This is a genomic window from Myxosarcina sp. GI1(2024) (assembly GCF_053543375.1).
The window spans coordinates 25,581-50,253 of sequence record NZ_JBKGTY010000011.1 but is presented as its reverse complement, the minus strand read 5'-3'; the positions used below and the strand labels follow the sequence as shown (position 1 = coordinate 50,253).

Genomic DNA, 24,673 nt, shown 5'->3' with positions numbered 1-24,673 from the left:
AAGTTAAAGTGGAAGCCGTCCTTCAAACTCGATGGCAAATCGATTTAAAGCAGCTTTCCAATCCCGTAAAGGTCTAGTCCATCTCTGAGATAAGTTATTAATCGCAAGATAAATAACTTTGAGCGCAGCTTCATCTGTTGGAAAAATCCGATGATTCTTCAACACTTTTCTAAGAGTCATATTCATCGACTCGATCGCATTAGTGGTGTAAATAATGCGACGGATTTCTGGAGGAAACTGGAAAAACGGAATCACGTGCTGCCAGTGAGCCAGCCAAGACCTACTAATTGGGGCATAAGTGGAGTCCCACTTGTCAGCAAAAGTTATTAGTGCCTGTTCGGCTTCAGCTTCAGTAGCGGCAGTGTACACTCGTTTGAGGTCAGCGGCAACAGCTTTACGGTGTTTGTAGGAGACATAGCGTAGGGAGTTCCTGACCATGTGTACCATACATAACTGTACGCGGGTTTGCGTAAATACCGTTTCAATCGCTTCGGCGAAGCCCGTCAGACCATCGATACAAGCAATAAAGATATCCTTGACTCCACGATTCTTTAACTCAGTTAACACCGACAGCCAGAATTTTGCCGTTTCTGTCTGGGTCATCCACAGCCCCAATAACTCCTTATCGCCTTCGATGTTGATTCCCAGAGCTAGATGGACGGCTTTGTTGATGACTCTTCCCTCCTGTCTGACTTTGACGACCAAAGCATCAAAAAAGATAATTGGATACACTGCCTCTAGGCTGCGATTTTGCCACTGGAGTCGCTCTTCATGAACCGCATTGGTTACTTGAGATACCAGGGCTGGCGATACTTCTACTCCATAAAGGTCTTGTAGTTGGGCTTGGATATCACGAGTGGTCATTCCTCTCGCATACAGGGCGAGAATCTTGTCATCGAAGCCTGTAAAACGAGTTTGTCCTTTTTTGACCATCTGAGGCTCGAATTGGCGATCGCGATCGCGAGGCACGGCAAGTTCCGCTTCGCCAAACTCCCCCTTAATGGTTTTACGGCTGTGTCCGTTGCGTCGATTTTGTCGCTCTTTTTTGCCCCGCTCTGCCTTCTGAGTCTCTAGATGTACGTCTATTTCAGCTTCTAAACAACGCTCTACGAGTTTTTTGGTCAGTTGTTTGAGGATTCCTCCTTCTCCAATAAGGTCTTCTGGTTTTTCATAGTCTTTGAGCAGTTCATCAATTAACTCTGGTCGAAAGGTCATAGTCTCATTCCTCACATTAATTCTATTTATTAGAGTGTGTTTTGACCTTTGACACAATTTATTTTACATACCCACCACAAACTTTCCGCTTGGTTACAGCAGTTCTCAAACATCGTTCAGCTAGATTATTGTCGGGGGGTATCTGAGGATGTGTCAGAAAATACCACCATTGCTCCGCCTTATCACGCAGCGAACGTAGCAGTTTTCCAGCTTCATGACCAGCATTCTTGAGCCAAGTCTTAATTGCGCTAGTCACTCGCCTTCGGAAATCCTCTGCCCAATCTCGATAGTGGCTTTCCTGATGGGTCTGTCGCCAAACCCGATGTTGCTTAAATGCCTCATCAATTAGAGACAGAAAGGTGGTAGCAATTTCTTGGTTATCTACCCCTTTAGTCTTTAACAGTTTTTGAAAATGACGACGTAGATGAGCCAAACACTTTTGTTGTCCTGCTACTGAATAGCCGTTGTAGACACTAAAATCGTCGCTAATCAAAACTCCATCATAGAATACTCCTAATACAGCTTCCAATTCTCTGCGTTTTCTAGTATCGCCGGCATGAAACAGGCAGAACTCTGACCCAGCTAAAACCCAGAGCCATTCTTTGACTCCTTTAACTGAGCAGGGGGTTTCGTCACAATGTAGAGGAGGATGCTCTGAATTAATCGACTTTTTCAACCCTTCAACACTGTTGATACTCGCTTGTTGTACTCGTTCGTTCATTGGTGGCAACTAAAGTTCCCCTACTAATTTCTATTGCTCCCAGTTCCCACAACAGTTCTTGCTGTTTAGCATAGGACATATGAGCATAGTTTCCCAGCCAGGAAAGTAACCCCTGTAGTCTGACTCCCAAGTCTTGACCTGGAATCATTGTGGGAGACCGTCGAGCTGCCTCTATTGCTCCACACTTGCCGCATTGACAGTGATGACGTTGGTACTCTACGACTTGTATCGGTTTTGCCACCAACTGGGCTACCTGTTGAGTATCTACTCGTACCCCCTTAGTCTTCCATTGTTGATTTCCACAGTTGGAGCAGATGGTCGGTTTCAATACTTCGTAGCGGTCTACACGCCCAAATCCTTTTCTCGTCTTCCCTTGATGTCCTGGTTGTCCTCCTGGTTTTCTTTTTGTCTCTTTTTTGGCTTCTTCCAACCCTACTTCTGGTTTTCTCTCGCTTTTTTTCAGCAAGTCAGTTGAAGGGGGTTTCGATGAGGTTTGGCTGTCGAGGTTGAGGCTCTGTTCCAGTTGTTCTATTCTTTTTTCTAGCTTCTCAATCAGCTTTTGTTGGGTAGTCACGATTTCTGCCAGTTTCTCATTGGACAACTGGCGCAGTTCTTCGGCTTTGAAGGGGTGATTAGCTTCGCTCATTATTGGCTACTTTAATCTCTTTTTCCTTTTTGTCAACCCTGATACCTGAATCCTTACCGCAAAATTTATAGTTCGAATTATTTATTACTGAGTAAATTTAATAGCTGAATGCCAATTTTTCTAGTTGAAAATCGAGTGGTCAAAAAACCGTATAATAACCGATCTAAAATCCAGGCTGATAATTTATTTTTAAATAAAGCCGCGATCGCTAGTAGTAAAACCAAACTAAAAATAGCTAAGAGCGTTTTAAGTATATTAGATATATGTAAAAGATAAAAAATTGTTAGTAAAATAGCAACTGCAGCTAATAAAAATATGACTAAAAGTAACCATTTAAAAAATTTTGGAGATTTTAATGATAGTTGAGTTAATATTTGAAAAATTAGCCAATGATGACTATTAATTAGATAACCAAACAATTGAGGATTTATAGTGGCATCTCGTCTAATTTGTTGGCAGATTTTGCCTTCTGCCGAGATAGTGCTTTTGAGTATAGCTATCTTTTCTCGATCGCGACTATAGTTGGTGATAAAAACTAAAGGCGATCGCTGGCAAGTATAGCTTAGTAAAGCGTAATAGCGTAAGTTAGTCAAATTTTTAGTTGAAAAACTGAGGCTTCGATTATTGTTTCGAGCATCAATAATTGTTTGTAGGTTACTTTGGTTAAGCTCAAAACGAACTCGGTAGGGAATAGTTTTATTGCGAGGGAGCGTTCGTTCGTCGAGATAAATAAACGAATCCGATCGTATGGGCTTCACAGATATATTTATACTCAAAAGAGTGTTATGGCGGTCGCGGAATAGATCGATAACAGGATTATTTTAACGGTCGAAAGCCCAAAAATAAAGTATTTCACCTTAAAAGCGAGCCCAGCTAACCAAACCAGATTAATTTTCCGATTTGGTTGAAGATCGAGCGGCGATTTTTTGCTCCCAAATTTTGACTAAATTGCAGATACTGTTGTCCCAACTGTATTTATCGATGGTTTTCTTGCCATATGCTCCCATTCGATCTCTAAGAGCCTGATTTTCAATTAAGGTTTGCAGTTTGTTAGCAAAATCATCCCTGTCTTGAGGAGTATACAAAAAGCCATTTTTGCCAGGTTCAATATTTTCCACCACTCCTCCGGCACGAGGTGCGAGTACGGGAATACCAGCCGCTAAAGCTTCCAAAATCGTCAAACCTCTAGTTTCTTTTTCCGAAGTGGTAACGTGGAGATCGCAATTGACTAGAACTGCGGGGACGTTTTCGGGTGATACTCTTCCTAAAAAATGAACTTGAGAAGTTAGTTGACCCAGCTTATCGGCTATTTCCTGACGCATCGGACCATCTCCCATGATAATTATTGCGATGCGATTGAGATCGATTTTCTGTGCTACTAAAGGAAAAGCACTTAGAGTAAAATTCCAGCCTTTATCTGGGTAGAGCCTACCGAGAAATACCAGTTTAATTTGTTTGTCTAGCTGAGGAAGTCCATATTGTCGTTCGAAAAAGTCAGCCTGAGGAGAACTGAGCTCAAACCGCTCGCCATCAAAACCAACTAAATTAGAGTGCAGGGTGTTGTTAATCCCCAAAGCCTTGACTTTAGGCTGAGTAACTTTGCTAGTAACTAAAGTCAGATCGTAAGAATTGTAGACATAAACAATCATTAGTGCGATCGCTTTTTTAACAATTGCCGCGATTATTTTGGGTAACTTAAAATAATCTTCTACATAATCTAAAAAATTGGTTCTAAAAAAGCTGACGCAAGGAATACCAGCACGTTTGGCATAATCAACTCCGGCTACTCGCCACAGGCTGACGAATAGTCTTTCTGGTTCGTCAACGTGAACGATATCTGGCTGAAACTTTTGTAGTTCTGCTAAGACAGTTTGATAAGAGCGTCTACTAGGGTTAAGTTCGTATGATAAACCGACAAATAAATTGCTTTTGAGATTGACAATTCTCACCCCAGGGAAAATATTGCCCGTATAGTCTCGCCAGTTAGGATATTCTCGTTCCAAACTACTGTAATCGGGACAAAATAATAAAACTTCATGTCCCCAGCGGCTGAGTTTTTCTAACCTCTGCAAACCACTAACAGTAACGCCATCAATCAGAGGCAAAAAACAGGGTGTAATAATTGCAATTTTCACGAGTAAATTAAGACAATTGAACGTTAATACCAGTTCTAAATATTACTGCTAAAACAGTGGGGAGTATAAAAAAGTAAAAGTAAAAAATACAAAGTTTGAAGGCAATAGAGAGTAGGGGAAAGGGTTCGCACCACTTTTATATTGAAAAGTTAATTAGCGACCTCAGCTTTAATGTAGTGCCAGATCGTAAAAAAACTTCTGCTTTTTGACTACTCCTTTGCTGCTGCTTTTAACAACTCTACTATTTGTGAATGATTGTTAAATTTAGCTAACATTAAAGCCGTATAGCCGCCACGATTGCGTAGATTGAGATCTACTCGTTTGGTTTGCAACAAAATTTTAACTCCGTCAACGTAACCACGATAGCTAGCCCACATCAAAGCCGTGGCACCAGAACTATCTTGGAGATTGAGATCGGCACCTGCTGCGATCGCTTCTCGCATAATGGCAAAATTACCCCGATCGCCTGAATGCATTAAAATAGTTTTGCCATCAGTCAACATGGTATCGGGATTGGCTCCTGCTTTCAGTAAAATACCGGTCAAAGGAACGTGACCTTGGGTTACTGCCAGCGTCAGAGGAGTTTCTCGCTGATTGACTGCATTGGGATCGGCACCAGCGTTTAAGAGTAGGGAGACAATTTCTTGATAACCCTGGAGCGAAGCTACCATCAAAGTTGTATCTCCCAAATTATTACGGCAATCTGCCTCTGCGCCGGCTTCAAGCAAAAGTTCTACAATTTCCCGATAACCTTCTACCGTTGCTAAATGCAAGGGTGTTTCGCCGTGCACGTCTTGACGGTTAACATCAGCACCAGCGTCAATTAAATAACTTACTATTGCTTTACTGCCATTGCCTGCAGCGATCGCCAATACTGTTTCCTTTTCTGCTGTAGCCAGGTTGACATCGGCACCAGCTTCAACCAAAATTTCCACCATTGCCAAATTATTGGCTTCCGTTGCTAAAACCATAGGAGTTTCACCATTGACATCAAGAGTATCGATCTCGGCACCCCGTCGAACTAATTCTCGGACAATCTCGGTATGACCATTGACGATCGCTAAGTTCAAAGGATTATCCCCATCCTCATCGCGATGATTGACATTCGCTCCTGCCGCAACTAATAGTTTCACCAGCGGTAAATAACCTTTATACGCGGCGATCGCTAGAGCGGGAGTCCCATCGTCATTTACGGCATTTACATCTGCACCTGCAGCGATTAGTCTCTCTGCAATCTCAAGTGAGTTACCCGCTGCGGCAAACATCAGTGGAGTAAGACTATGGGGACGATTGTAGCAGTTAACTTCAGCACCAGCCTGTAGCAATAGCTCGAGGATTTCGCGATCGCCAAGTTGAGCGGCATAAAATAAAGCCGTATTATCTCGTTCATCTTTACTCTCGAGATTTGCACCTTTACTGAGTAATTCTTTGACGCGATCGCCATTTCCTTGTCTGACTGCTTGTAATAAAAGCATCTCCTTGTTGGTAGCCATCATCTCAACTCCAGCTAACTTTACATAACTAGATTAGGTTAATTTATCAGCAATAATTAAACCAATCGAACAGACCAATCGGGGTAAAATTAAGTGAAATTTTAACTAAGTCAAAGGAAGCTCTGTTGTTTCAAAAGCTTATAGTCGGCATCTGGTTCGGCGGCTCAACTTCCATTTTTGAAGAGAGAGCGACGACTCGGATGCCGCGCTGCTTCTGCCGATCGCTACCAACAGTATTGCTTTGAGATTGATAGATTAGGTCGATAAAGCCGAAATTTGTTAAAAGACTGAGTTTTTAAGCTAAAAACAAACTAACTGTATTTAATCAAGTTTTTTCTGGCGGGATGATTATTAAAGTTAACACTCCAGAAATAACAATAAAGCTAACGTTAATTCCCAATAAGATTAAGCCACCCCAGCCCATTCCTAGGTGCTAGAGATAAAAAGGCAATACCAGCCGCAGCGAGAGCAGGAACTAGAGCTAAGGCGGCAACTACGCCGACTAATGTATCGGTTTTTTGCTTGACTAGGGCAACCATTCCAGCCGTTCCTGCAGCGATCGCGGCAATAACACTATACCAGCCAGGCCGAACTCTTTCAGCCAGCAAGTCCTTATTAATTAAATTAGTTTCTGCGGGAATAACGTTAGTAGCATTGAGTATCCAGGTGGTTAGCATGGTAAAAACCATGGCGATAGCCAATCCTGACAGAGACGAGATTAAACCCTTAAGAGCTAGAAAATATTTTCTTCCTACCAAAGCTAGAGAAACTAATCCCAAAGGAGGTAAGGCGGGAGCAACAACCATGGAGCCAATTAAAATTGGTATCGAATTAGTCAATAAAGCTACTGCCGCCAAGATACCCGCCATTGCCATAAATAACATATAAGAAGTTGACAGTTCTGCTTCAGAGCTTAGCCGTTGCAGAATGCGATCGCGAACTAACAACTGCCTATTGCGGTTTGGCGATCGACGTTGGGTATTCACACCATACTCCTAAGTTACAATTTATACCTAATTATATTCATCTAACTTAGTTATTCTAATAAACCTGGGTCTTTGGCTGCAGGATAAATATTATTTACTTATCTACATATACATATCAAAACTGGTTTGTCTGAATAGACTACTTCTAATTCTTCCTGCAATTCTAAATCCCATTGCAGATCGTAGTCTAGTTCGAATTCGCTTCTTACGAAAGACTGTACCGGTTACAAATAGCGTTTCCTCATTTTGAAGGTAGAGCTTGAGAGGCAAGTTTAATTACGACTAGGTCTTCTCCACCGAGTATTTAAAATTCATTTAGAGTAAAAGTATTATTACTCCTAATTTCGCCAACTTTATATTTTTTTTGATTACGATATGGGTAATTATTTTTTATTTGGTTTCAATTCAATTATCAGCAGACGATCTGCTACTCCCACTTTTAATCTTCTAGGATTGTTGATTATTTTAACAGCTCCTTTTTTCCAGTTGGGTTTATAAATTTTTGCCCTGCTGATTTTAGTATCCAAAAATATATTTAAATGACGATATGGCACTTTAATATCTGATTTAGTTTTAAGATTGTAACTATTCACCTCTTGCCATAAAACTAGATAAAATCTACCATCTTTTTTTTGCAAAAGAGTTTGATGAATATTAGTTGTGTCTCCTTTAATGTAGTAGTCTAAAGAGCCAAGAGGAACTCTCTTAGTTGCTGTTTCTACATCAGAGTTATCTAAAATATCGAGCAAATTTCTGATAGCTATAAAACTCTTTTTTTTAGTGCCATCAGCTCTTAAAAAGCCAAAGTTATGGGAGGTTATATCTAAGGAAGGATTGTGATAATCATTCATCAATTGATAAATATAGGTCCGTTTAAAACCATTATTAAAAAATGTCATTAATAATCGCGGCAAATATCTCGCTGCTGCTGTTTCCGATACACCATATCTGGTTTTAAGAGCATTGGTGTAACCAGTTTCTGTTGATATTAAAGGTTTGTCGGAACCGCAAACCTCTTTTAAATAAGGTAAATGCCAAAAAAAGTGTTTGCTAGCAGGCATTTGACCGGCAGGATAGTTGTGTGCATTATTAATATCGCAAGTTACTTTTCCTAGCTGCTCTACACTTTTTTTAAGTCCGACACCATGTGATAAAGAAGGAGCGATGACTGGAACATGGGCGGTATCGGGATTGTTTTTGATAGCTCGATATAAATCTGATTGATAATTTTTGAGTCCTTCGGGAAAGCTTTTGCCTTTGTAGGTTTTCGTTAAACTGTGATTCCACTCATTAGGTCCTTCTACCGATTGAACCGATTTGCCAAAAGTCTCGACCAATCTTATCGTTTCAGTCAAACTTAGTTTACGAGGATCCATGACCAGGTTAAACTTGAAACCCATTTCAGCCAACTCTTGCATTTTAGCGATAGTTTTGCGATCTCCAGGTCTGACATTAGTTCTGATGTGACGCACGCCTAATTCTTTTAATCTGGGTTTAACCACTTTGTCGTACTGACTGTATGAAGATTGATTGTCCCATAATTTAACTACCACTCCGACTGAGTCAATAAAAGCTTCAGTACTACGTGCTTTTTTGACTTCTGCCTGGCTAGATGGAGTAAATAGAGCAATGCTGCTAGCAAATATAGTTAAGCTTAACAAAGTCGTGCCAAGATAATTTTGGCGATTTTTTACGAAACTAAGTGAATTTTTCATAATTAACTTGATTAAATATATTTATTAATTTGCTGCTTTTTTTATAAATATATTTAATCAAATCAACTGTGATTTCGATCTCCGTTCAAAGCTGATATAGTCAAGCAAACAAAACCATTAGGAAAGAAAAGTTTCGATCTAATTAAATAATTGGCGTAAGGATTCAGGTATCAGGGTTGACAAAAAGGAAAAAGAGATTAAAGTAGCCAATAATGAGCGAAGCTAATCACCCCTTCAAAGCCGAAGAACTGCGCCAGTTGTCCAATGAGAAACTGGCAGAAATCGTGACTACCGGTTCTGTTGCAAAAAATCCGAACAGAGAGAATATACCTGTGATTAACTAATTTTTTAGACAGCGATCCCAAACAGAGAATAGACAAAATTTCTTTGTCCCAAGATGTCACCTTTAGCGATATTTTTTATTTGCCCTTTGCGAATCACATTCATGATTTCATACCCTTTTAATGTCCGCCATGCTGAGTGGAAATGTTGAAAGTATAATTTATACTTAGCCTGCTTTTTCGGAAATCTATGGTCTTGCTCGATGATATTATTAAGATATTTGTTCTGTCTCAATTCACACTCACTAGAGATAATTTCTTCCGTTTGAAGTTCTTCAACTGCTGCGGGATAAGCAGGATTTTGGTCTACGTTAATAACTCTTGGCTGCTTATTATGTCTCGATTTCAGGGCTTTCTTCAAGAATCTTTTAGCAGCTTGTTTATCTCTCCTGGCACTAAACATAAACTCTATGGTAATACCATTGCTGTCAACTGCTCTATATAGATATTTCCATTTTCCTTTGACCTTGAGATAAGTTTGATCTACTCGCCAAGAGTCATTAGTTGAGATGAGATGCTTTCTGGCTCTTCTTTCTATTTGTGGTGCATAAATCATCACCCATCGGTAAATCGTGGTGTGGTCTACAGATAGTCCTCGCTCTTGCATGATTTCTGCTAAATCACGATAACTCAAACCATAGCGGAGATACCACCTCACACAAAGTAAAATTATTTCTCCTTGAAAATGTTTCCACTTAAATGGTTGCTTTGAGTTCATCTGGTCTAGTAGTTATTTACGTTTGTTAAATACTACAAGTTTGTCTTAAGTTTTTGCAACATTACCGATGCAGTAGCAACACGGCTAGCAAGGGAACATCCAGAAAGCTTTCGACCAATTAGAGTCAAATGTGGCAATGGTTCGGAGAAGGAATTTTGGGCTTTTACTAAGACAGTACGGCTGAAAAAATCTGGGAAAAAACGGTTAGTTATCGCACACCAACAGGAGGATTTAAGTGATGAACCTCGTTTTTTAGTACCAGATGCTCTTCACTGGCAAAGTAAGCGAGTTGTTGAGACTTGGAGCTATCGTTGGCCGACAGAAATCTTTGATGAGTTCAGCAAACAAATCACGGGTAAGGATTACAAGTCGGCGGGCTTTGACCTGTCTCAGTCTCGTCTACGCGATGCCCAACGGCTGACGTCACTGTTCATGCTCCTCGACATAGCCCACCTGATTACGGTCGTCGTGGGGATGCTGTTGGTTCAGGCCGGAAACCGTTCTCAACTCGACTGGCACGGTGAGCGGGAGTTGAGTTTTCTGCAAGTGGGGCTTCGAGAGATTGCTCGGCGGTGTTATCAACGACTGCACTTGCCCACCCTCACCCCACTGCCCCAGCGAAGTCCCCCGAAAGCCTATGCCCTGAAGCACTACCAGCAGGCCCGAGACTCTCGGATTGAGTTTTTAAAGGTGGTGACGTTCTCATGATGAGATCATTGACCGTGGACGACAGAGTTTTCTGCACCACTAAGGGGTTTTGAGTCAAAACGTGTGCGCGTGCAGTACCTCCGCGTCACAGAGATAGGCGATGCCCGAATAATCGTCGAAAAACTGCGCTGCGACCTTATCCGAAATCTTCACGGCTATATCCCGATTGGCGGTGAGCACCTCGATCTTTATATTCGGGTAACTGTCCCCAACGTTGGGTTGTCCCGACGAGCGCAAGTTGCGACTGCCTTTACCGCCAGCGGCCACCACCGTATAACCGGCAGCACCGGCTTCGTCGATGATCTTGGCGATCTTTTTCAGCAGTACCTTTTCCGTGACGATGACAAGCATGCTGGCTTTCTGGGTCATGTGGGTTACCTCCTGACGCGTGATGTAGAGAGTTGTTCGAAAAATTGGTCGCTTCTTCAAAACTCTGTTGCGACAATTCAAGACAAGACTCTATGGTTTTACCTTAAACCATACCTTTAAGTATATGCCAAAAATCGGCGAATTCACTACCCTCTGTTGAGAAAGATTGATTCAGATTATCGGAAGCATTTTATAAAAAACACTTATCCTTTTGGCGCTATGACCACCATTCAACATCAGATTGCAGGGGTCACTAGGGACGAAGGCTCTGTCGTTTTCAGTACCGTCCACTGGTAGAGTAATCAAACTTCGATTCACCATCTAACAGCGGAGCAGCTCTTGAATATCACCACCCTCACCGCAGATGTTTTAGTGGTCGGCGGCGGCACGGGGGGACACCGCCGCGGCGATTCAATCCGCTTGACGTGGGGCGATTTCTCCCACATGCGAACTAATGTGTGGACGGGCTGGTCATGCAGAATTCACGCGAAAATGAATCGAAAAAACCAAACATCAGCTGGACTAGTATCTCATCGTTCGCTTAAATCAAAAATTGCTAAGGAAATAAAATAGCTAAAGTGTATGCTGAGAAAGAAGTTGAGAGAATAGAGAGACCAATATTCTTGAAAGGAACGAACTCAGAAAGAACGGACAAAAAAGAGGTTTTCATCGTTTTAAACGGGGTCATTTTCCCGCTTTAGCAATCTATTTTCAGGATGAAGAGCGGATTCAAGGGTTGATGTTTTTGCTCACGATCGCTTTAACGGTACTTAAACAAAAATTAAGCCCAAACAAAGCCCAAACTAGCTTTATAAGCCATGAATACGTCACGGTTATGGTTGAGCCATTGGACAAAACGATACGGACAGCTCACGATTCTGAGCTTGGCTCAGAATCCGTGTCCTCAAGATATAGCGGTACGAAATGCCTCCAAAGCTTCAGGAAATGTAGTTAAAGGTTTATGTGCCCAACGCCGTCTTAAACCTCCAGTTAACTTATGCCAAAGAATAAAAGTATAGGCAGCAAAAACTAAAATAAAATGCCTTTCTAAACTCTTTTTTTCTCGAACTTGATATTCACTTAATCCTAGCCAACCCTGGGCTTCGCGAGAGAAAACTTCTACCCAATTTCTCTGACTATAAGTCTCAACTATCCATTGCTCCGTTACTTTTTCTGCTTCAACATTTGTGATTAAGTAGTCAATATCTTCTGCATCTTCAAAGGCTGGAGCGTTCATGACGATAGCTATTTTTCTAGTTCCTTTGAGTTGGGATATTTCTGCTTCTAATATTGCTACCCACACAATTCTGGGTTTTTCACTCTGGGTTTTTCACCAGGGATTTCAATCTTCTGAAATTCCTCTGATGATATCCATCGAGCATATTCATCTATTCTCATTGCTTCTATTTTTCCTGCAGAGTCCTTAATTAAAATCTTGCGATTTTTAGCTATTCCTCCTATGTACTTTAGTTTTCTTGCTTCTAAGTCTTTTAAAAAAGATGTGTTGTTTCCATAAGATGAATCTATTAAAACTCTTCCTGGTCTATAGCCTCGGTTCAAACTTTTATCAATTAATTCCCAAGCTAAGGTGGGTTTTTTCTTAAACTCTGGGTCTTTCTTTCCTGCCGCTAACGATGTGGCGTGTTGGTATAATTTTATATCTAAAGGTAAGCTTTTTTGGCCATCATAAAGATGGGTTGTTACTACCACATTTCCATTATCTGTTTTACCAATTTCTCCGATGTATTGACGACCTACTCCTGCCGTAAAATTGCGCACCGCCCGCGCTGAGGTTTCCTCAGCGTATAGGACCGAGCAAGCAGCCACTTTTTCTATGTCCACTATCATCGACAATGAGACTAAATACCCGACTGATTCTGGTTTGATTGCATTTGTTCATCACTTCTAAACGACGCTCATTAATCTTCTCTGCCGACCAAGTTGCTTCCGTCAAAAAGCGATGCAGCGCGGTCTTGGGGGTTTCCCCCATGAGCGACTGCATCAAGACAATGATGTATTTTGTGGTATGTTACCTCTACTGCGTCTTTAGCCATTTGAGATAGATTTTTTCGCTCACTTTCTCCCAATAATCCCCCTAAATAATGCCTAAACTCTCTTTTTTGGGTTTTATTTTTGAGCAAATCATCAAATTTTTGACACCATCTATCGAAACAGGGAGGCATGGCTGCTGGAGTTGTTTCTTTCATTGAGCGCGAGCGCTAAAGACAGCGATGTAAAAGTACTATCACACAAAGATTATACTTTGTTTTTGCTTTTCAATCTGTTTAAGTACCGCTAAATGAGCGAACCGTGAGTAGTAAAACTCTCGAACCAGGAGTTGTTAGCTGCTGTAAACAAGTGGCGATCGCTTTAGCGCTTTGCTCTAACTCCTGATAAGTTAGTTTTATCTGACATTCCGCAGATAATCTGTAGAAAAAAATAATTTAATGAATTTGCCAGATCTCAGTCACTCGATCGCGATTGCCATCGAGAAAAATTAGAAATAATATCTTAATTGAGACTATCTTAACAAAATAGCTGTGTATCAGTACCAATAAGCTTTACAAGCTACATTTAACTAAAAATTATTGAACGGCAAAATTTATCTGCGGAATGTGGGTTTTATAGTTTTGTTTTTACCATCTTTAAGAAAGATATAAGCCGGATTCTGAGGCTGAGAAATAGCTCACTGTTGTAGAATTTCTACGAGATTAGAATCGCGTTTGAGAAGCATCGTGCTTGGCAAAAATTGAAGATATGAAAAGATAACGATTGCAAATTATTGCTTGCGAGTTTACTATGACTTTTTTCAGTTGGCAATTTGCTTGACCAAACATTATAGATGCTGAACTAGGACTTATCTAATTGAGAACATTTCCTCTGCCGCCTGTTTGAACTCGCCATAGGTTAGCATACACTTCTTCCATGGCCAGTAATTCTTCATGAGTGCCGCGTTCGATTAACTCGCCGTAATCCATCACATAAATTGTATCGGCGTGTCTAATTGTCGAAAGTCGATGAGCGATCGCAATCGTAGTACGGTTTTGGGTAATTTTGTCTAAAGAACGGGCGATCGCGGCTTCAGTTTCATTATCTACGGCTGAGGTTGCCTCATCGAGAATCAAAATTGGTGGATCTTTTAGAACTGCTCTGGCGATCGCGATTCTCTGTCTTTGTCCCCCAGATAGCTTTTGCCCTCGTTCCCCAACGACGGTATCGTAACCTAAAGGTAGTCGTCGGACAAAATCGTCAGCTTCAGCAACTTGGGCGGCAGCTACAATCTCATTCAAACTAGCATTAACTGAGCCATAGGCAATATTTTCCCTCACCGTACCGTGAAACAAGAATACCTCTTGGCTAACTAAACCAATGCTGCGCCGCAAATCCCACAGAACGATATCTTTAATATTTATCCCGTCTATAGTAATCGTTCCCGACTGGATTTCGTATAGCCTGAGCAACAGCTTAACCAAAGTACTCTTACCCGAACCCGTCGCCCCGACGATCGCCACAGTTTGTCCTGCAGGAATATGTAAAGAAAGATGTTTGATTACTGGCTGGCGATCGTAGGCAAAAGTAATATTACTTAACTCGACTTCGCCACGAATTTTATTTGGTGGTAAAGCTAGACTGCCCGAATGAATATTCAGGGGAGTATCTAACAAGTTCATTACCCGGGTAATTGAAGCCATCGCCCGTTGGTAAAGGTCGAAAGTTTGTCCCAGACGAGTTAGAGGCCAAAGTAATCTTTGGGTTAGAAAAACTAAAACGCTGTAGGTGCCTACTGCTAAAGTTCCTTCTACTGCGCTCATACCCCCATAGAGCAAAATCGCCGTAAAGCCAACTAGAATAATCATGCGAATTAGAGGAATAAAAGCTGCCGATAACGCGATCGCTTTTTGATTGCTACGAAGATAGGCTTCGCTTTCTCGTCTCATTCGCTGTAACTCATATTTTTCAGTAGTAAAACTTTTAATCGTAGTAATTCCACTCAGATTGTTTGCCAGACGAGAATTGAGCAAGCTGACTCTGGCTCTAACCTCAGCATATCGAGGAGCTAAGCGTTTTTGAAAGGTAACGGAAGCCCAGATAATCACAGGAATCGGTAGGATTGCCATCCAAGCTACGTTGGGAACTAAAACAAAAAATGCGCCGCCGATAATGATAGCAGTAGTGACTACCTGTAGAATTTCATTAGCACCAACGTCGAGGAAACGCTCTAGCTGATTAATATCGTCATTGAGAATCGACAGCAACGTTCCAGTGCTACGTTCTTCAAAATAAGCCAGTTCTAAATCCTGAACGTGTCCGTAAGCATCCAAACGCAAATCGTGTTGGATATTTTGCGCCAAATTACGCCATAGCTTTTCATAAGCATACTGAAACCACGATTCTAAACCCCAGATAATTGCTGAGAGTAAAGACAGTACCAAAAGCTGTTGAAAAATGTCAGTAATACCTAAGCTAGCAATAATCGAATCTTCTTGCTGTACTACCACATCTACTGCTGCACCGATGATAGCTGGAGGAGCCAGATCGAAAACTTTGTTGAGAATAGAACAACTTACGGCTTGCCAAATTTTAGGCCGATATTTATGTACGTATCCTAAAAGACGAGATAGAGGATGTTTGTTGGAGCTAGCAACTGGCATGGTTTATATTGTAGATTTTACTCAAGCGATTGAAGTAGAGAGCCTATCTTTAAACTATTGGCACGTCGATTTTTGTTTCTACGATATCTGCTCCATGCTATTGAAGTAAACAATGTCTGTAACTATAGACGCGATCGCTTTACTGTTTATTAAGAAAAATTGCTAACTTTGGTCGCTCGATCGCTATAGCCTCTTCAATTCAAGGTAATCTGGATTGGAAGATTTTAGTATTGTTAGTAACATAAAACTTAAACCAACACAATGACAGCTTTAAATAAAAACTTCAAAAATACTCCTCAACCTTCTAAACCACCTGCTGACTCTAAAGAAAGAGTCAGTCAGTTTATGAAACAGCTACAAGATGAAATCTGTGCGGCTTTAGAAAAAGTAGACGGTAAAGGAAAATTTCAGGAAGATAGCTGGAAGAGAGCCGAAGGCGGTGGCGGGCGATCGCGAGTTTTAAAATCGGGTAACATTTTAGAACAAGGCGGCGTAAATTTTTCTGAAGTTTGGGGTAGTCATTTACCTCCTTCGATCTTGAAACAGCGTCCAGAAGCTGAAGGACACGGTTTCTACGCTACCGGAACCTCAATGGTGCTTCATCCTCATAGCCCATACATTCCTACCGTACATCTCAACTATCGTTACTTTGAAGCTGGTCCAGTGTGGTGGTTTGGTGGCGGCGCCGACTTAACTCCATACTATCCCTTCGCTGAAGATGCGGTACAATTTCACCGTACTTTTAAAGCTGTTTGCGATAAGCATCACGGCGAATACTATCCCGTTTTCAAACGCTGGTGTGATGAATATTTTTACCTCAAGCACCGTCAAGAAACTAGAGGGGTAGGAGGACTATTTTTTGATTATCAAGACGGTACGGGTGAACTATATCGTGGCTTTAATCATGACGGTGCAGCGGCACAATACAGTCAAAAACTAGGTGAAGTCAAGCACCGCAGTTGGTCCGAGCTATTTAGTTTCATTCAGGATTGCGGTCGAGCTTTTTTACTTGCATACTTACCAATAGTCGAAAAGCGGCGCAATTTAGATTATGGAGAGAGAGAAAGAAATTTTCAACTCTACCGTCGCGGACGTTATGTAGAATTTAACCTAGTCTACGATCGTGGTACGATTTTTGGACTGCAAACCAATGGACGCACCGAATCAATTTTAATGTCTTTGCCACCTCTGGTTCGCTGGGAATATGGCTATCAGCCAGAACCCAATACCCCCGAAGCAGAACTATATAATACTTTCCTCAAACCTCAAGATTGGGCAAATTGGCAATCTGCTCGGTAAGCAATTATAAATAATAAATTGTAATGGTTTTCCCACTCACCTGGTCGCCTAGTCAGAGATTACTCCGTCGTGCGGACTGGAGCGAATGACGGAGCCTGTCTTGACGGATCTTCCCGTATCGGAGGAAACCTTATCGGGCTTCTGTCGCTGCTCTGACTGTTGCTCAGTTAATCCTTTTCTGTCTTATCTGCTCTTGATATTTTCTAGTTGAAAAAATGGTAAAAATTGTCAGTCGTAAATCTTTAGGCAAGCAACCAGTTTACGATCTTGGTGTAATTAAAGATCATAATTTTCTACTCGCCAATGGTACGGTTGCTTCCAACTGCTTCAATAAATCTCACTCCACTGCCTATGCCTACGTCACCTATCAAACTGCCTATTTAAAAGCTAATTATCCCGTAGAGTATATGGCAGCACTGCTAACTGCTAGTAGCGGTATTCAAGATAAAGTAGACAAGTATCGGGAAAACTGCCAAAAAATGGGGATTGTCGTCGAACCACCCGATATTAACCGCTCAGAAGCCGATTTTTTGCCCTCAAGCAATAAAAGTCTCTTGTTTGGCTTGTCCGCTGTCAAAAACCTAGGTCAAGGAGCGATTGAAAATATACTTAAGTGTAGAACAGAAGGAGAATTTAAATCTCTGGCTGATTTTTGCGATCGCGTCGAGTTAAACAAAGTAAATCGTCGCGCGATGGAAACTCTAATCTACTGTGGTGCTTTTGACAGCATTCACCAGAACCGCCGTCAGTTAATTCAAGATCTCGATGTAGTAATTCCTTGGGCACAAAAACGCACCAAAGAAAAAGCTAGTGGTCAAATGAATTTATTTGACATGGTAAGTAATAATCTTGAAAGCGATCGCACTAGTAGCTCGTTCGAACAAGCTCCCAGTACTCCATTGGTAGAAGACTTTCCCCTCCAAGAAAGACTGAGATTAGAGAAAGAATATATTGGTTTTTATCTAAGTGACCATCCTCTAAAAACAGCATATCAAGCCGCACGGATTCTTTCCCCCATTCAGCTGAGCGATTTATCAGAACAAAAATCCCGACAAAAAGTCAGTGCGGTAGTCATGCTCAACGCTGTCAAAACTATTACGACCAAAAAAGGCGATCCTATGGCTTTTTTACAGATGGAAGATATTACCGGGGAAGCTGAAGGAACAGTGTTTCCTAGTACCTACGAAAAATTAGCTTCCATTTTACAAGAAAATAACCGTTTAATTGTCTGGGGAAAAGTACAGCAAAGAGAAGAACGCTATCAGCTGATCGTTGATGATGCCGAACCGATAGATCGAGTCAAGATGCTCGTGTTGGAAATAACTCCCGAACAAGCTTTAGACAAAAGCAAACAAATTTATCTCAAACAAGTATTACAAGAACAATCTCAAGATTCTCACAAATTTAAGATTCCCGTAATTGCCGCTATTGGTAAAGGTCAAAATCGCCAATTCATTCGTTTTGGGCAAAAATTCTGGAGCCAAAATGAAAGCCAAACAGTTAATAATTTAAAAAAAGCGGGTTTTACAGTTTATAGTCAACCATTAATCTCTAATTGATTTTAACTAGATAAAATTGCATAAGTTTTGAAAACAAAGAGATTATCTTTTGTTGTAGATCCTTAGTTTTACGGATGCTATTAAACCAAGAATTGAATTGACTGCGATCTTCCCAATTCGATCGTTACAAGTCTTTTTTTTTTAGATTAGAATGTAAACGAAAAATATAGACCAATTAAAGCTAGAACCAAAACAGGCTATCTAAAAATGCTAAATATTAATTAAACCGTATATTTAATTGCTTTAAAGTTTTCTCTGCATTACTTATTGACTGTAAAATCAAACTCATATATACACACATGAGCGATCTAAAATCCAAGCTAACTTTAGTAAAATTTAATCGAGCCGATGTACTACAAGGACGACATATTTTAATTGTGGAATCCTTAGAATCAAAACGAGCCGTTTCTCTAAACTTTAGTGTATTTTCTATAGGTCGGCATCCTCATAATAATCTTTCGATTAACGATAAAATGGTATCTCGACATCATGCGACGATTGCCTGGTTAAAATACATTCATAATTCAGAGCGAGTCGATTATGCTTATTGGGTTATTGATGGTAAAGGCAAAAGGCAGAGAAGCAGTAATGGTGTGTTTGTCAATGGAAAAAAACAAACCTTACACAGACTCAAAACTGGTGATGTTATTGTCATTGGAGCCGACACCAAAATAACCTATCAATATATTCCTTACAATCCTAAAAACGATCGCTTCTTAAAATATTACGATCGAGATCTAACTCAGTATAGTCAGGTACGAAATGATAGTTTCAAAAATACGGTAGTAGATGAAAATTTAGAAATTGATGAGACAGTATTGGCTGACAATTCTCAACCTCCACATCCTTAGCTCGAATTAAGCTCAGTTTCTCCTCACAGAATTTCTGTTTCCTTTTGCTGTGGAAGCGGAAGCCTAGTTAAATTTTAATTTAAATTTCTATTGATGCTGAAATTCAGGAAAGGCGATCGCTTATATCGCTTGAAGTTTAAATTGCAAAAGTTTGCGTCGTAACCAATCTAGAGCATTACAAGCACTGAGATCGCGAACTAAAGCACGACCTCGGCGATCGCCAAAACTATATTCTCTGCTTTCTACTTTACCGTCGGGAGTAGCCAAACCAATATACACTAGCCCCACCGGTTTTGTATCTGTACCGCCTCCCGGACCGGCAACTCCCGTAATACCAATACCCCAGTCAGTGCCCAAACCTTGTTGGACTCCTAGTGCCATTTGCTCGGCGACAGTAGCACTAACCGCTCCTAATTTAGCCAAATCAGTGGGGTTAACATTGAGTAGGGCAATCTTTACTCGATTAGCATAAGCGATAATCCCCCCTAGAAAATAATCCGAACTTCCTGGAGTAGCGGTAATCATTTCACCTAGACCTCCACCAGTACAAGATTCGGCAATGCTGAGAGTTTGTCCGGCATTGCGTAATAAATTTCCGACTACTGAAGCTAGAGTATCCTCATCGCTGCCAAAATAATCCAGTCCAGCAATTTCCTTAATTTTACTTGCCACAGGTGCGATAATGGCGATCGCCTCGGCAGGGGTTTTTGCTTTAGCTGAAATTCGCAACCGAACTTCTCCCCTACTGGCATATGGTGCTACTGTCGGATTATCCGACTCAAACAAATGAGCGACTTTTTCTGCCAAGGTCGATTCACCAATGCCTCGAAAGCGTAACATTTGACTGTAAATAATATTTTTTCCCCAGCCCTGGCTTTTGAGAAAGGGAACGGCGGTGTCCCGCCACATCCGTTCCATTTCTGAGGGAACGCCAGGAAAAGTTAGAATAGTTAGATTAGATCTCGGTTGCCAAATAATTCCTGGGGCAGTTCCCGTAGGATTGGGTAGGGTCTTAGCACCTAGGGGAACTAGAGCTTGTTTGTGGTTACTAGAAGTCATTTCACGTCCGATTTGAGCGAATTTTTGCCGAATGTTTTCGAGTATTTCAGCATTTTCCACTAATTTGACCTTGAAAAAAGAGGCAATTGTTTCTGTCGTCAAATCGTCGGGAGTAGGACCGAGACCTCCGGTAAAAATCAGAATTGAGGCGCGTTGAGTAGCAATACCGATTACTTGTTGCAATCTAGCTGCATTGTCTCCAACTACGGTTTGGTAATAGTGAGGAATGCCCAAACTAGCCAGTTCCCGCGCCAAATATTGACAGTTAGTATTGAAAATATCACCCAATAACAACTCCGTACCCACACAAATAATCTCTGCACTCATTGCTAAACCGCTAATTGTTTTGTTTTCTAGTGTTGCGCCATACTTGCCAGCTAATATAGGCGAGTAGCATTGTCGCCCCAATTGCATAACCCCAACCGCTGGGAATATTGGAAAACCCCATTGCTAAACTGCCTACCCACAAAGTTAGAGCATAAATAAACAAAACGGTTTGACGTTGAGAAATTCCTGCCTTGAGTAACCAATGATGGAGATGGCTTTTATCAGCAACAAAAGGAGATTTACCTTTGCTAAGACGAGATAAAATTACCGCTGACATATCCAAAATTGGCACTGCCAAAATTAAATATGGCAAGAGTACGGCAGTAATAGCAGTAGTTTTAACTAAGCCAATTACTCCTACTGCCGCTAGAGTAAAACCCATAAAATAGGCTCCTCCATCTCCCATAAAAATTTGGGCGGGATTAAAGTTATAACGAAGAAAACCTAACGCTCCACCAGCTAATGCCGCAGCTATTAAGGCAGCAGCCGATTGGTGCATAAACAGAGTTACTACTAACATGACTACAGCCGCAATACCGGAAACTCCCGCTGCCAAACCATCGACACCGTCGATCCAATTAATTGCATTAGCCATTCCTACCAGCCAGATAATGGTAATGGGAAGACTTAACCAACCTACTTGAATTAAGCTGTCGAAAGGAACGGAGAGAAAATCAATTCTGACCCCCATAAACCAGCAAATAGCCGCTACGAATACCTGCATTAACAAGCGCGAAATAGGAGTTAAATTAAATAGATCGTCGGCGAAACCAATGGCAAAATAGCAGATACTGCCTATAATTACCGCCCAAATTTCCCCTTCGCCTCGAACGGAAACGGTGGAAAATCCTCCCAGTCGCCAGACGATTAGCAGGGCGGTAATCGTACCAACAAATATAGAAACTCCTCCGACACGAACGACTGGAGCTTTATGAATCTTCCGTGCATTGGGTCGATCTACCATACCTAATTTAAGACCGAGCATCTTAACATCGGGGATTGTCCACAACACTACGGTTACGGAAATTAGAAAGGCAATCAGATGAAATAGTTCGGCAGGCATCTGAATTTATGAGGTTCTCGATTTAGTTCAATTAGGAGACGAGCTACTGCAAATCCTAATTTAAATTCTCGCCGGTACGGGAACTTGTAAATAAGGATAGAGAGGAAAACGATCGCACAAAGCGGCTACACGTCGCAAACAATCGTTTTGAACTGCCTCGTCTTCAGGACTGAGCAATTTGTCTGCAACAATGTTAGCAATCTCTTTAAATTCTGTCTCCCCCATTCCTCTGGTAGTCATGGCAGGGGAACCCAGACGCAAGCCACTGGTAACGAAAGGAGATTCTGTATCGAAAGGCACGGTATTTTTATTGGCAGTAATGTTAATTTGGGTCATCAGGCGATCGCCTCGTTTGCCCGTCATGCCAATACAGCGCAAATCGACCAGAATTAAATGATTATCAGTACCTCCGGATACTAGTTTGAAACCGCGAGCGATTAAAGTTTCTGCCATCGCTCGGGCATTGGCAATTACTTGAGCCGAATAGTCTTTAAACTCGGGCTTTAAAGCTTCCTCGAAGGCAACCGCTTTAGCAGCAATAACGTGTTCTAAAGGTCCGCCCTGACTGCCAGGAAAAACAGATTTGTTGAGTTTTTTACCCAGTTCGGGATCGCGGGACAAAATTAAGCCCCCTCGAGGTCCCCGTAAAGTTTTATGAGTAGTGGTGGTGACTACATCGCAGTAAGGAATGGGGTTGGGATGATGCCCGGTTGCCACCAAGCCGGCAATGTGAGCGATATCTGCTAGTAAATAAGCTCCTACTTCATCGGCGATCGCTCTAAATTGGTCAAATTCAATGGTTCGCGGATAAGCAGAATAGCCGCAAATAATTAGTTTGGGACGTTCTTTAAGGGCTAAATCGCGAATCAAATCGAAGTCGAGACATTCGGTTTCGCGGTTGACTCCATAATGAACGACATCGAACCATTTACCAGAAAAGTTGACGGGAGAACCATGGGTGAGATGTCCGCCGTGAGACAAATCCATACCCATGATCTTATCTCCTGGTTCGAGAAGAGCCAGAAAAACCGCGAAGTTTGCCTGTGCCCCTGAATGGGGTTGAACGTTAGCCATAGCAGCATCAAAAAGTTGCTTCGCCCGGTCGATGGCTAATTGTTCGGCGCGATCGATAATTTCACAACCGCCATAGTAGCGTTTTCCGGGCAACCCTTCGGCATACTTGTTGGTTAACACCGAGCCTTGGGCAACCATTACCGCAGGGGAAGTAAAGTTTTCGCTGGCGATTAACTCTAAATGCGATCGCTGGCGTTTGACCTCTAAATTGATAATTTCGGTAATTTCTGGGTCGGTTTGAGCGAGAAAATCTAAATTGGTTTTGGTCACTGAGTTTCCTTATTTTGATAAAAAAGACTGGTAACTTTAATATACTCAATAACAAAGCAGAGCAGATTAGCGCAGATTAATGAAAAAACTCGACCTAGAAACTACAATTAAGATTCTCAATACGATTATGGAGTACGAACTGGCTGGAGTCGTACGCTATACACACTACTCCTTAATGGTAACTGGTCCCAATCGCATCCCTTTAGTAGACTTTTTCAAAGCTCAAGCCACTGAATCTTTGCTTCACGCTCAACAAGCGGGAGAGATAATTACTGGTTTAGAAGGAGGTCACCCCAGCCTTAAAATTGCTCCAGTTAAAGAAAGTTTTCATCATGCCATAGAAGATATCTTAAAAGAAAGCTGGGAACACGAACAAAAAGCTTTAGGTCTCTATAAAGAACTGTTAACAGTTGTTGAAAATGCCAGCATTTATTTAGAAGAATTTGCTCGCACTATGATAAGTAATGAAGAAATGCACGGGCTAGAATTGAGAAAAATGTTACGCGACTACAGAATTTCTGCACCATCTTCTGCGCCATAGCTATTTGAGTCCAACTATTAAGCTATGTGGCAAAAATTACATTTTACGGTTGTCAAAAAACTAGAATAAGATTAGAACTTCAAAAAGTCTCAAACAATGTAATTATGCTAGTAATGATTGCAGAAGAACAAATAGTTTCTTTAGAATCAGTTTGTCAAAATTGCCTGATGGCAAATCAAAGTGGTTTGCCCCGGTGGCATCAGGGAAAGCTAAGCTGTGGTCAGGCAATAAAGCAAGCAACAGATAAAAGCGCGACTATTTACGAGTGCCAAATGGGATTTCGAGTTACTGAAATTGAATAGATGGCGTTAAGCGATCGCACCGTGTATTCGCTACCAATAAAGATAAGCCTGCGCTACCATAACAACTATAATTCTAGGCTTTAGTATTAGAGGTAAAATTATGACCTGGCGCGGTTCGACAGATACCAAAGACCGTTTATTTGCAGCGATTGTCTACTTAATACCGCTATACGAAGCCTTAAGTTTTAGCGGATTTTTGCAAGTTCAATTGCCTCTGTTATCGCCTCTATTTAACCTACTAAAGACTGTACTCATTCCTATAGGGATAATTTACAGTATCAATCCCTTTATGAATCTAATAGTTTTCTTCGTCTTGCTGTTAGCAGTAGTTAGAAACGAAAAAATCGCTCATTTTATCCGCTTTAATACCATGCAAGCGATTTTAATCGATATTGCCTTAGCATTGTTAGGAATTATCTTAGGTACGATCTTAGGCTCGCTAGGTTTTATTATCGCGATCTTGAGCAGCATTATCTTTATCATTGCAGCGGCAGCCTGTATTTATGGAATAATTCAGTCAGCTATGGGTCTTTATGCTGAAATACCCGCTATTTCTGATGCTGTATATTCTCAGGTTCGATAGTATACTTCATATTTAACAGGCTTCTGATCCGAACGAGAAATAATCA

Annotated in this window: 19 protein-coding genes and 2 pseudogenes; 7 read left to right on the top strand and 14 right to left on the bottom strand. The window is 41.3% G+C overall.

Features of this window, described 5'->3' with window-relative positions:
• Nucleotides 1–3 precede the first annotated feature (3 nt).
• From ACLFKQ_RS26245 to ACLFKQ_RS26215, 7 genes and pseudogenes are all read right to left on the bottom strand, one after another.
• A complete protein-coding gene (locus ACLFKQ_RS26245) occupies nt 4–1,215 on the bottom strand; it encodes an IS256 family transposase (protein ID WP_448998010.1) in 1,212 nt (403 codons plus the stop codon).
• A gap of 70 nt (nt 1,216–1,285) precedes the next feature.
• A pseudogene (tnpC, locus tag ACLFKQ_RS26240) lies at nt 1,286–2,582 on the bottom strand (IS66 family transposase); the annotation flags it as partial.
• Nucleotides 2,583–2,659: 77 nt separating this feature from the next.
• Nucleotides 2,660–3,340 carry a hypothetical protein gene (locus ACLFKQ_RS26235; protein ID WP_449002623.1) on the bottom strand — a complete coding sequence of 227 codons (681 nt, stop codon included), beginning with the start codon at nt 3,338–3,340 and terminating at the stop codon, nt 2,660–2,662.
• Nucleotides 3,341–3,469: 129 nt separating this feature from the next.
• A complete protein-coding gene (locus tag ACLFKQ_RS26230) occupies nt 3,470–4,717 on the bottom strand; it encodes a glycosyltransferase (RefSeq protein WP_449002622.1) in 1,248 nt (415 codons plus the stop codon).
• Between the two features lie 209 nt (nt 4,718–4,926).
• Complete coding sequence (locus tag ACLFKQ_RS26225; protein ID WP_449002621.1) at nt 4,927–6,213, bottom strand: ankyrin repeat domain-containing protein; 1,287 nt, start codon at nt 6,211–6,213, stop codon at nt 4,927–4,929.
• Nucleotides 6,214–6,599: 386 nt separating this feature from the next.
• Nucleotides 6,600–7,196, bottom strand: a complete 597-nt coding sequence (locus ACLFKQ_RS26220) for a DUF389 domain-containing protein (RefSeq protein WP_449002620.1) — start codon at nt 7,194–7,196, stop codon at nt 6,600–6,602.
• Nucleotides 7,197–7,579: 383 nt separating this feature from the next.
• Entirely contained in the window at nt 7,580–8,911 is a 1,332-nt protein-coding gene (locus ACLFKQ_RS26215; RefSeq protein WP_449002619.1) for a hypothetical protein, read from the bottom strand.
• Nucleotides 8,912–9,123: 212 nt separating this feature from the next.
• Here ACLFKQ_RS26215 and ACLFKQ_RS26210 point away from each other — a divergent pair, with 212 nt between their 5' ends.
• A complete protein-coding gene (locus ACLFKQ_RS26210; RefSeq protein WP_449002618.1) occupies nt 9,124–9,255 on the top strand; it encodes a hypothetical protein in 132 nt (43 codons plus the stop codon).
• A 4-nt stretch (nt 9,256–9,259) separates the two neighbouring features.
• Here the strand turns inward: ACLFKQ_RS26210 and ACLFKQ_RS26205 are convergent, their stop codons facing one another.
• The 4 genes and pseudogenes from ACLFKQ_RS26205 to ACLFKQ_RS26190 all read right to left on the bottom strand — a co-directional run bounded on the left by ACLFKQ_RS26205 (nt 9,260) and on the right by ACLFKQ_RS26190 (nt 15,699).
• Nucleotides 9,260–9,970 (bottom strand): IS6 family transposase, encoded by a 711-nt coding sequence (locus ACLFKQ_RS26205; protein WP_448997902.1) that lies wholly within the window; start codon nt 9,968–9,970, stop codon nt 9,260–9,262.
• Between the two features lie 762 nt (nt 9,971–10,732).
• Complete coding sequence (locus ACLFKQ_RS26200) at nt 10,733–11,047, bottom strand: P-II family nitrogen regulator (RefSeq protein WP_449002617.1); 315 nt, start codon at nt 11,045–11,047, stop codon at nt 10,733–10,735.
• A gap of 781 nt (nt 11,048–11,828) precedes the next feature.
• Nucleotides 11,829–13,254: pseudogene (locus tag ACLFKQ_RS26195) on the bottom strand (IS701 family transposase).
• A 654-nt stretch (nt 13,255–13,908) separates the two neighbouring features.
• Nucleotides 13,909–15,699 (bottom strand): ABC transporter ATP-binding protein, encoded by a 1,791-nt coding sequence (locus ACLFKQ_RS26190; RefSeq protein WP_449002616.1) that lies wholly within the window; start codon nt 15,697–15,699, stop codon nt 13,909–13,911.
• A gap of 261 nt (nt 15,700–15,960) precedes the next feature.
• Between ACLFKQ_RS26190 and hemF the strand changes: the two genes are divergently transcribed.
• From hemF to ACLFKQ_RS26175, 3 genes are all read left to right on the top strand, one after another.
• On the top strand, nt 15,961–16,998 hold the full coding sequence (gene hemF / locus ACLFKQ_RS26185; RefSeq protein WP_449002615.1) for an oxygen-dependent coproporphyrinogen oxidase: 1,038 nt from the start codon (nt 15,961–15,963) through the stop codon (nt 16,996–16,998).
• A 215-nt stretch (nt 16,999–17,213) separates the two neighbouring features.
• The gene (locus tag ACLFKQ_RS26180) at nt 17,214–18,557 is read left to right on the top strand and encodes a helix-hairpin-helix domain-containing protein (protein ID WP_449002614.1); all 1,344 of its coding nucleotides are present in this window, start codon (nt 17,214–17,216) and stop codon (nt 18,555–18,557) included.
• Between the two features lie 299 nt (nt 18,558–18,856).
• Nucleotides 18,857–19,408, top strand: coding sequence for an FHA domain-containing protein (locus ACLFKQ_RS26175; protein WP_449002613.1), 552 nt, complete (start codon nt 18,857–18,859; stop codon nt 19,406–19,408).
• A gap of 120 nt (nt 19,409–19,528) precedes the next feature.
• Here ACLFKQ_RS26175 and ACLFKQ_RS26170 read toward each other — a convergent pair whose 3' ends face one another.
• From ACLFKQ_RS26170 to glyA, 3 genes are read right to left on the bottom strand one after another with little or no spacing between them, the layout of a single operon-like run.
• Entirely contained in the window at nt 19,529–20,794 is a 1,266-nt protein-coding gene (locus ACLFKQ_RS26170) for a competence/damage-inducible protein A (protein WP_449002612.1), read from the bottom strand.
• Between the two features lie 10 nt (nt 20,795–20,804).
• Nucleotides 20,805–21,857, bottom strand: coding sequence for a glycosyltransferase family 4 protein (locus ACLFKQ_RS26165; RefSeq protein ID WP_449002611.1), 1,053 nt, complete (start codon nt 21,855–21,857; stop codon nt 20,805–20,807).
• A gap of 60 nt (nt 21,858–21,917) precedes the next feature.
• Entirely contained in the window at nt 21,918–23,201 is a 1,284-nt protein-coding gene (gene glyA, locus ACLFKQ_RS26160) for a serine hydroxymethyltransferase (protein WP_449002610.1), read from the bottom strand.
• Between the two features lie 79 nt (nt 23,202–23,280).
• On the opposite strand from glyA, the gene ACLFKQ_RS26155 reads away from it, so the two are divergent.
• The 3 genes from ACLFKQ_RS26155 (at nt 23,281) to ACLFKQ_RS26145 (ending at nt 24,627) form a co-directional block, all read left to right on the top strand.
• On the top strand, nt 23,281–23,742 hold the full coding sequence (locus ACLFKQ_RS26155; RefSeq protein ID WP_449002609.1) for a ferritin-like domain-containing protein: 462 nt from the start codon (nt 23,281–23,283) through the stop codon (nt 23,740–23,742).
• Nucleotides 23,743–23,846: 104 nt separating this feature from the next.
• Nucleotides 23,847–24,044 (top strand): hypothetical protein, encoded by a 198-nt coding sequence (locus tag ACLFKQ_RS26150; RefSeq protein ID WP_449002608.1) that lies wholly within the window; start codon nt 23,847–23,849, stop codon nt 24,042–24,044.
• A 100-nt stretch (nt 24,045–24,144) separates the two neighbouring features.
• Nucleotides 24,145–24,627 (top strand): Tic20 family protein, encoded by a 483-nt coding sequence (locus ACLFKQ_RS26145; RefSeq protein WP_449002607.1) that lies wholly within the window; start codon nt 24,145–24,147, stop codon nt 24,625–24,627.
• The last annotated feature ends 46 nt before the right edge of the window (nt 24,628–24,673 follow it).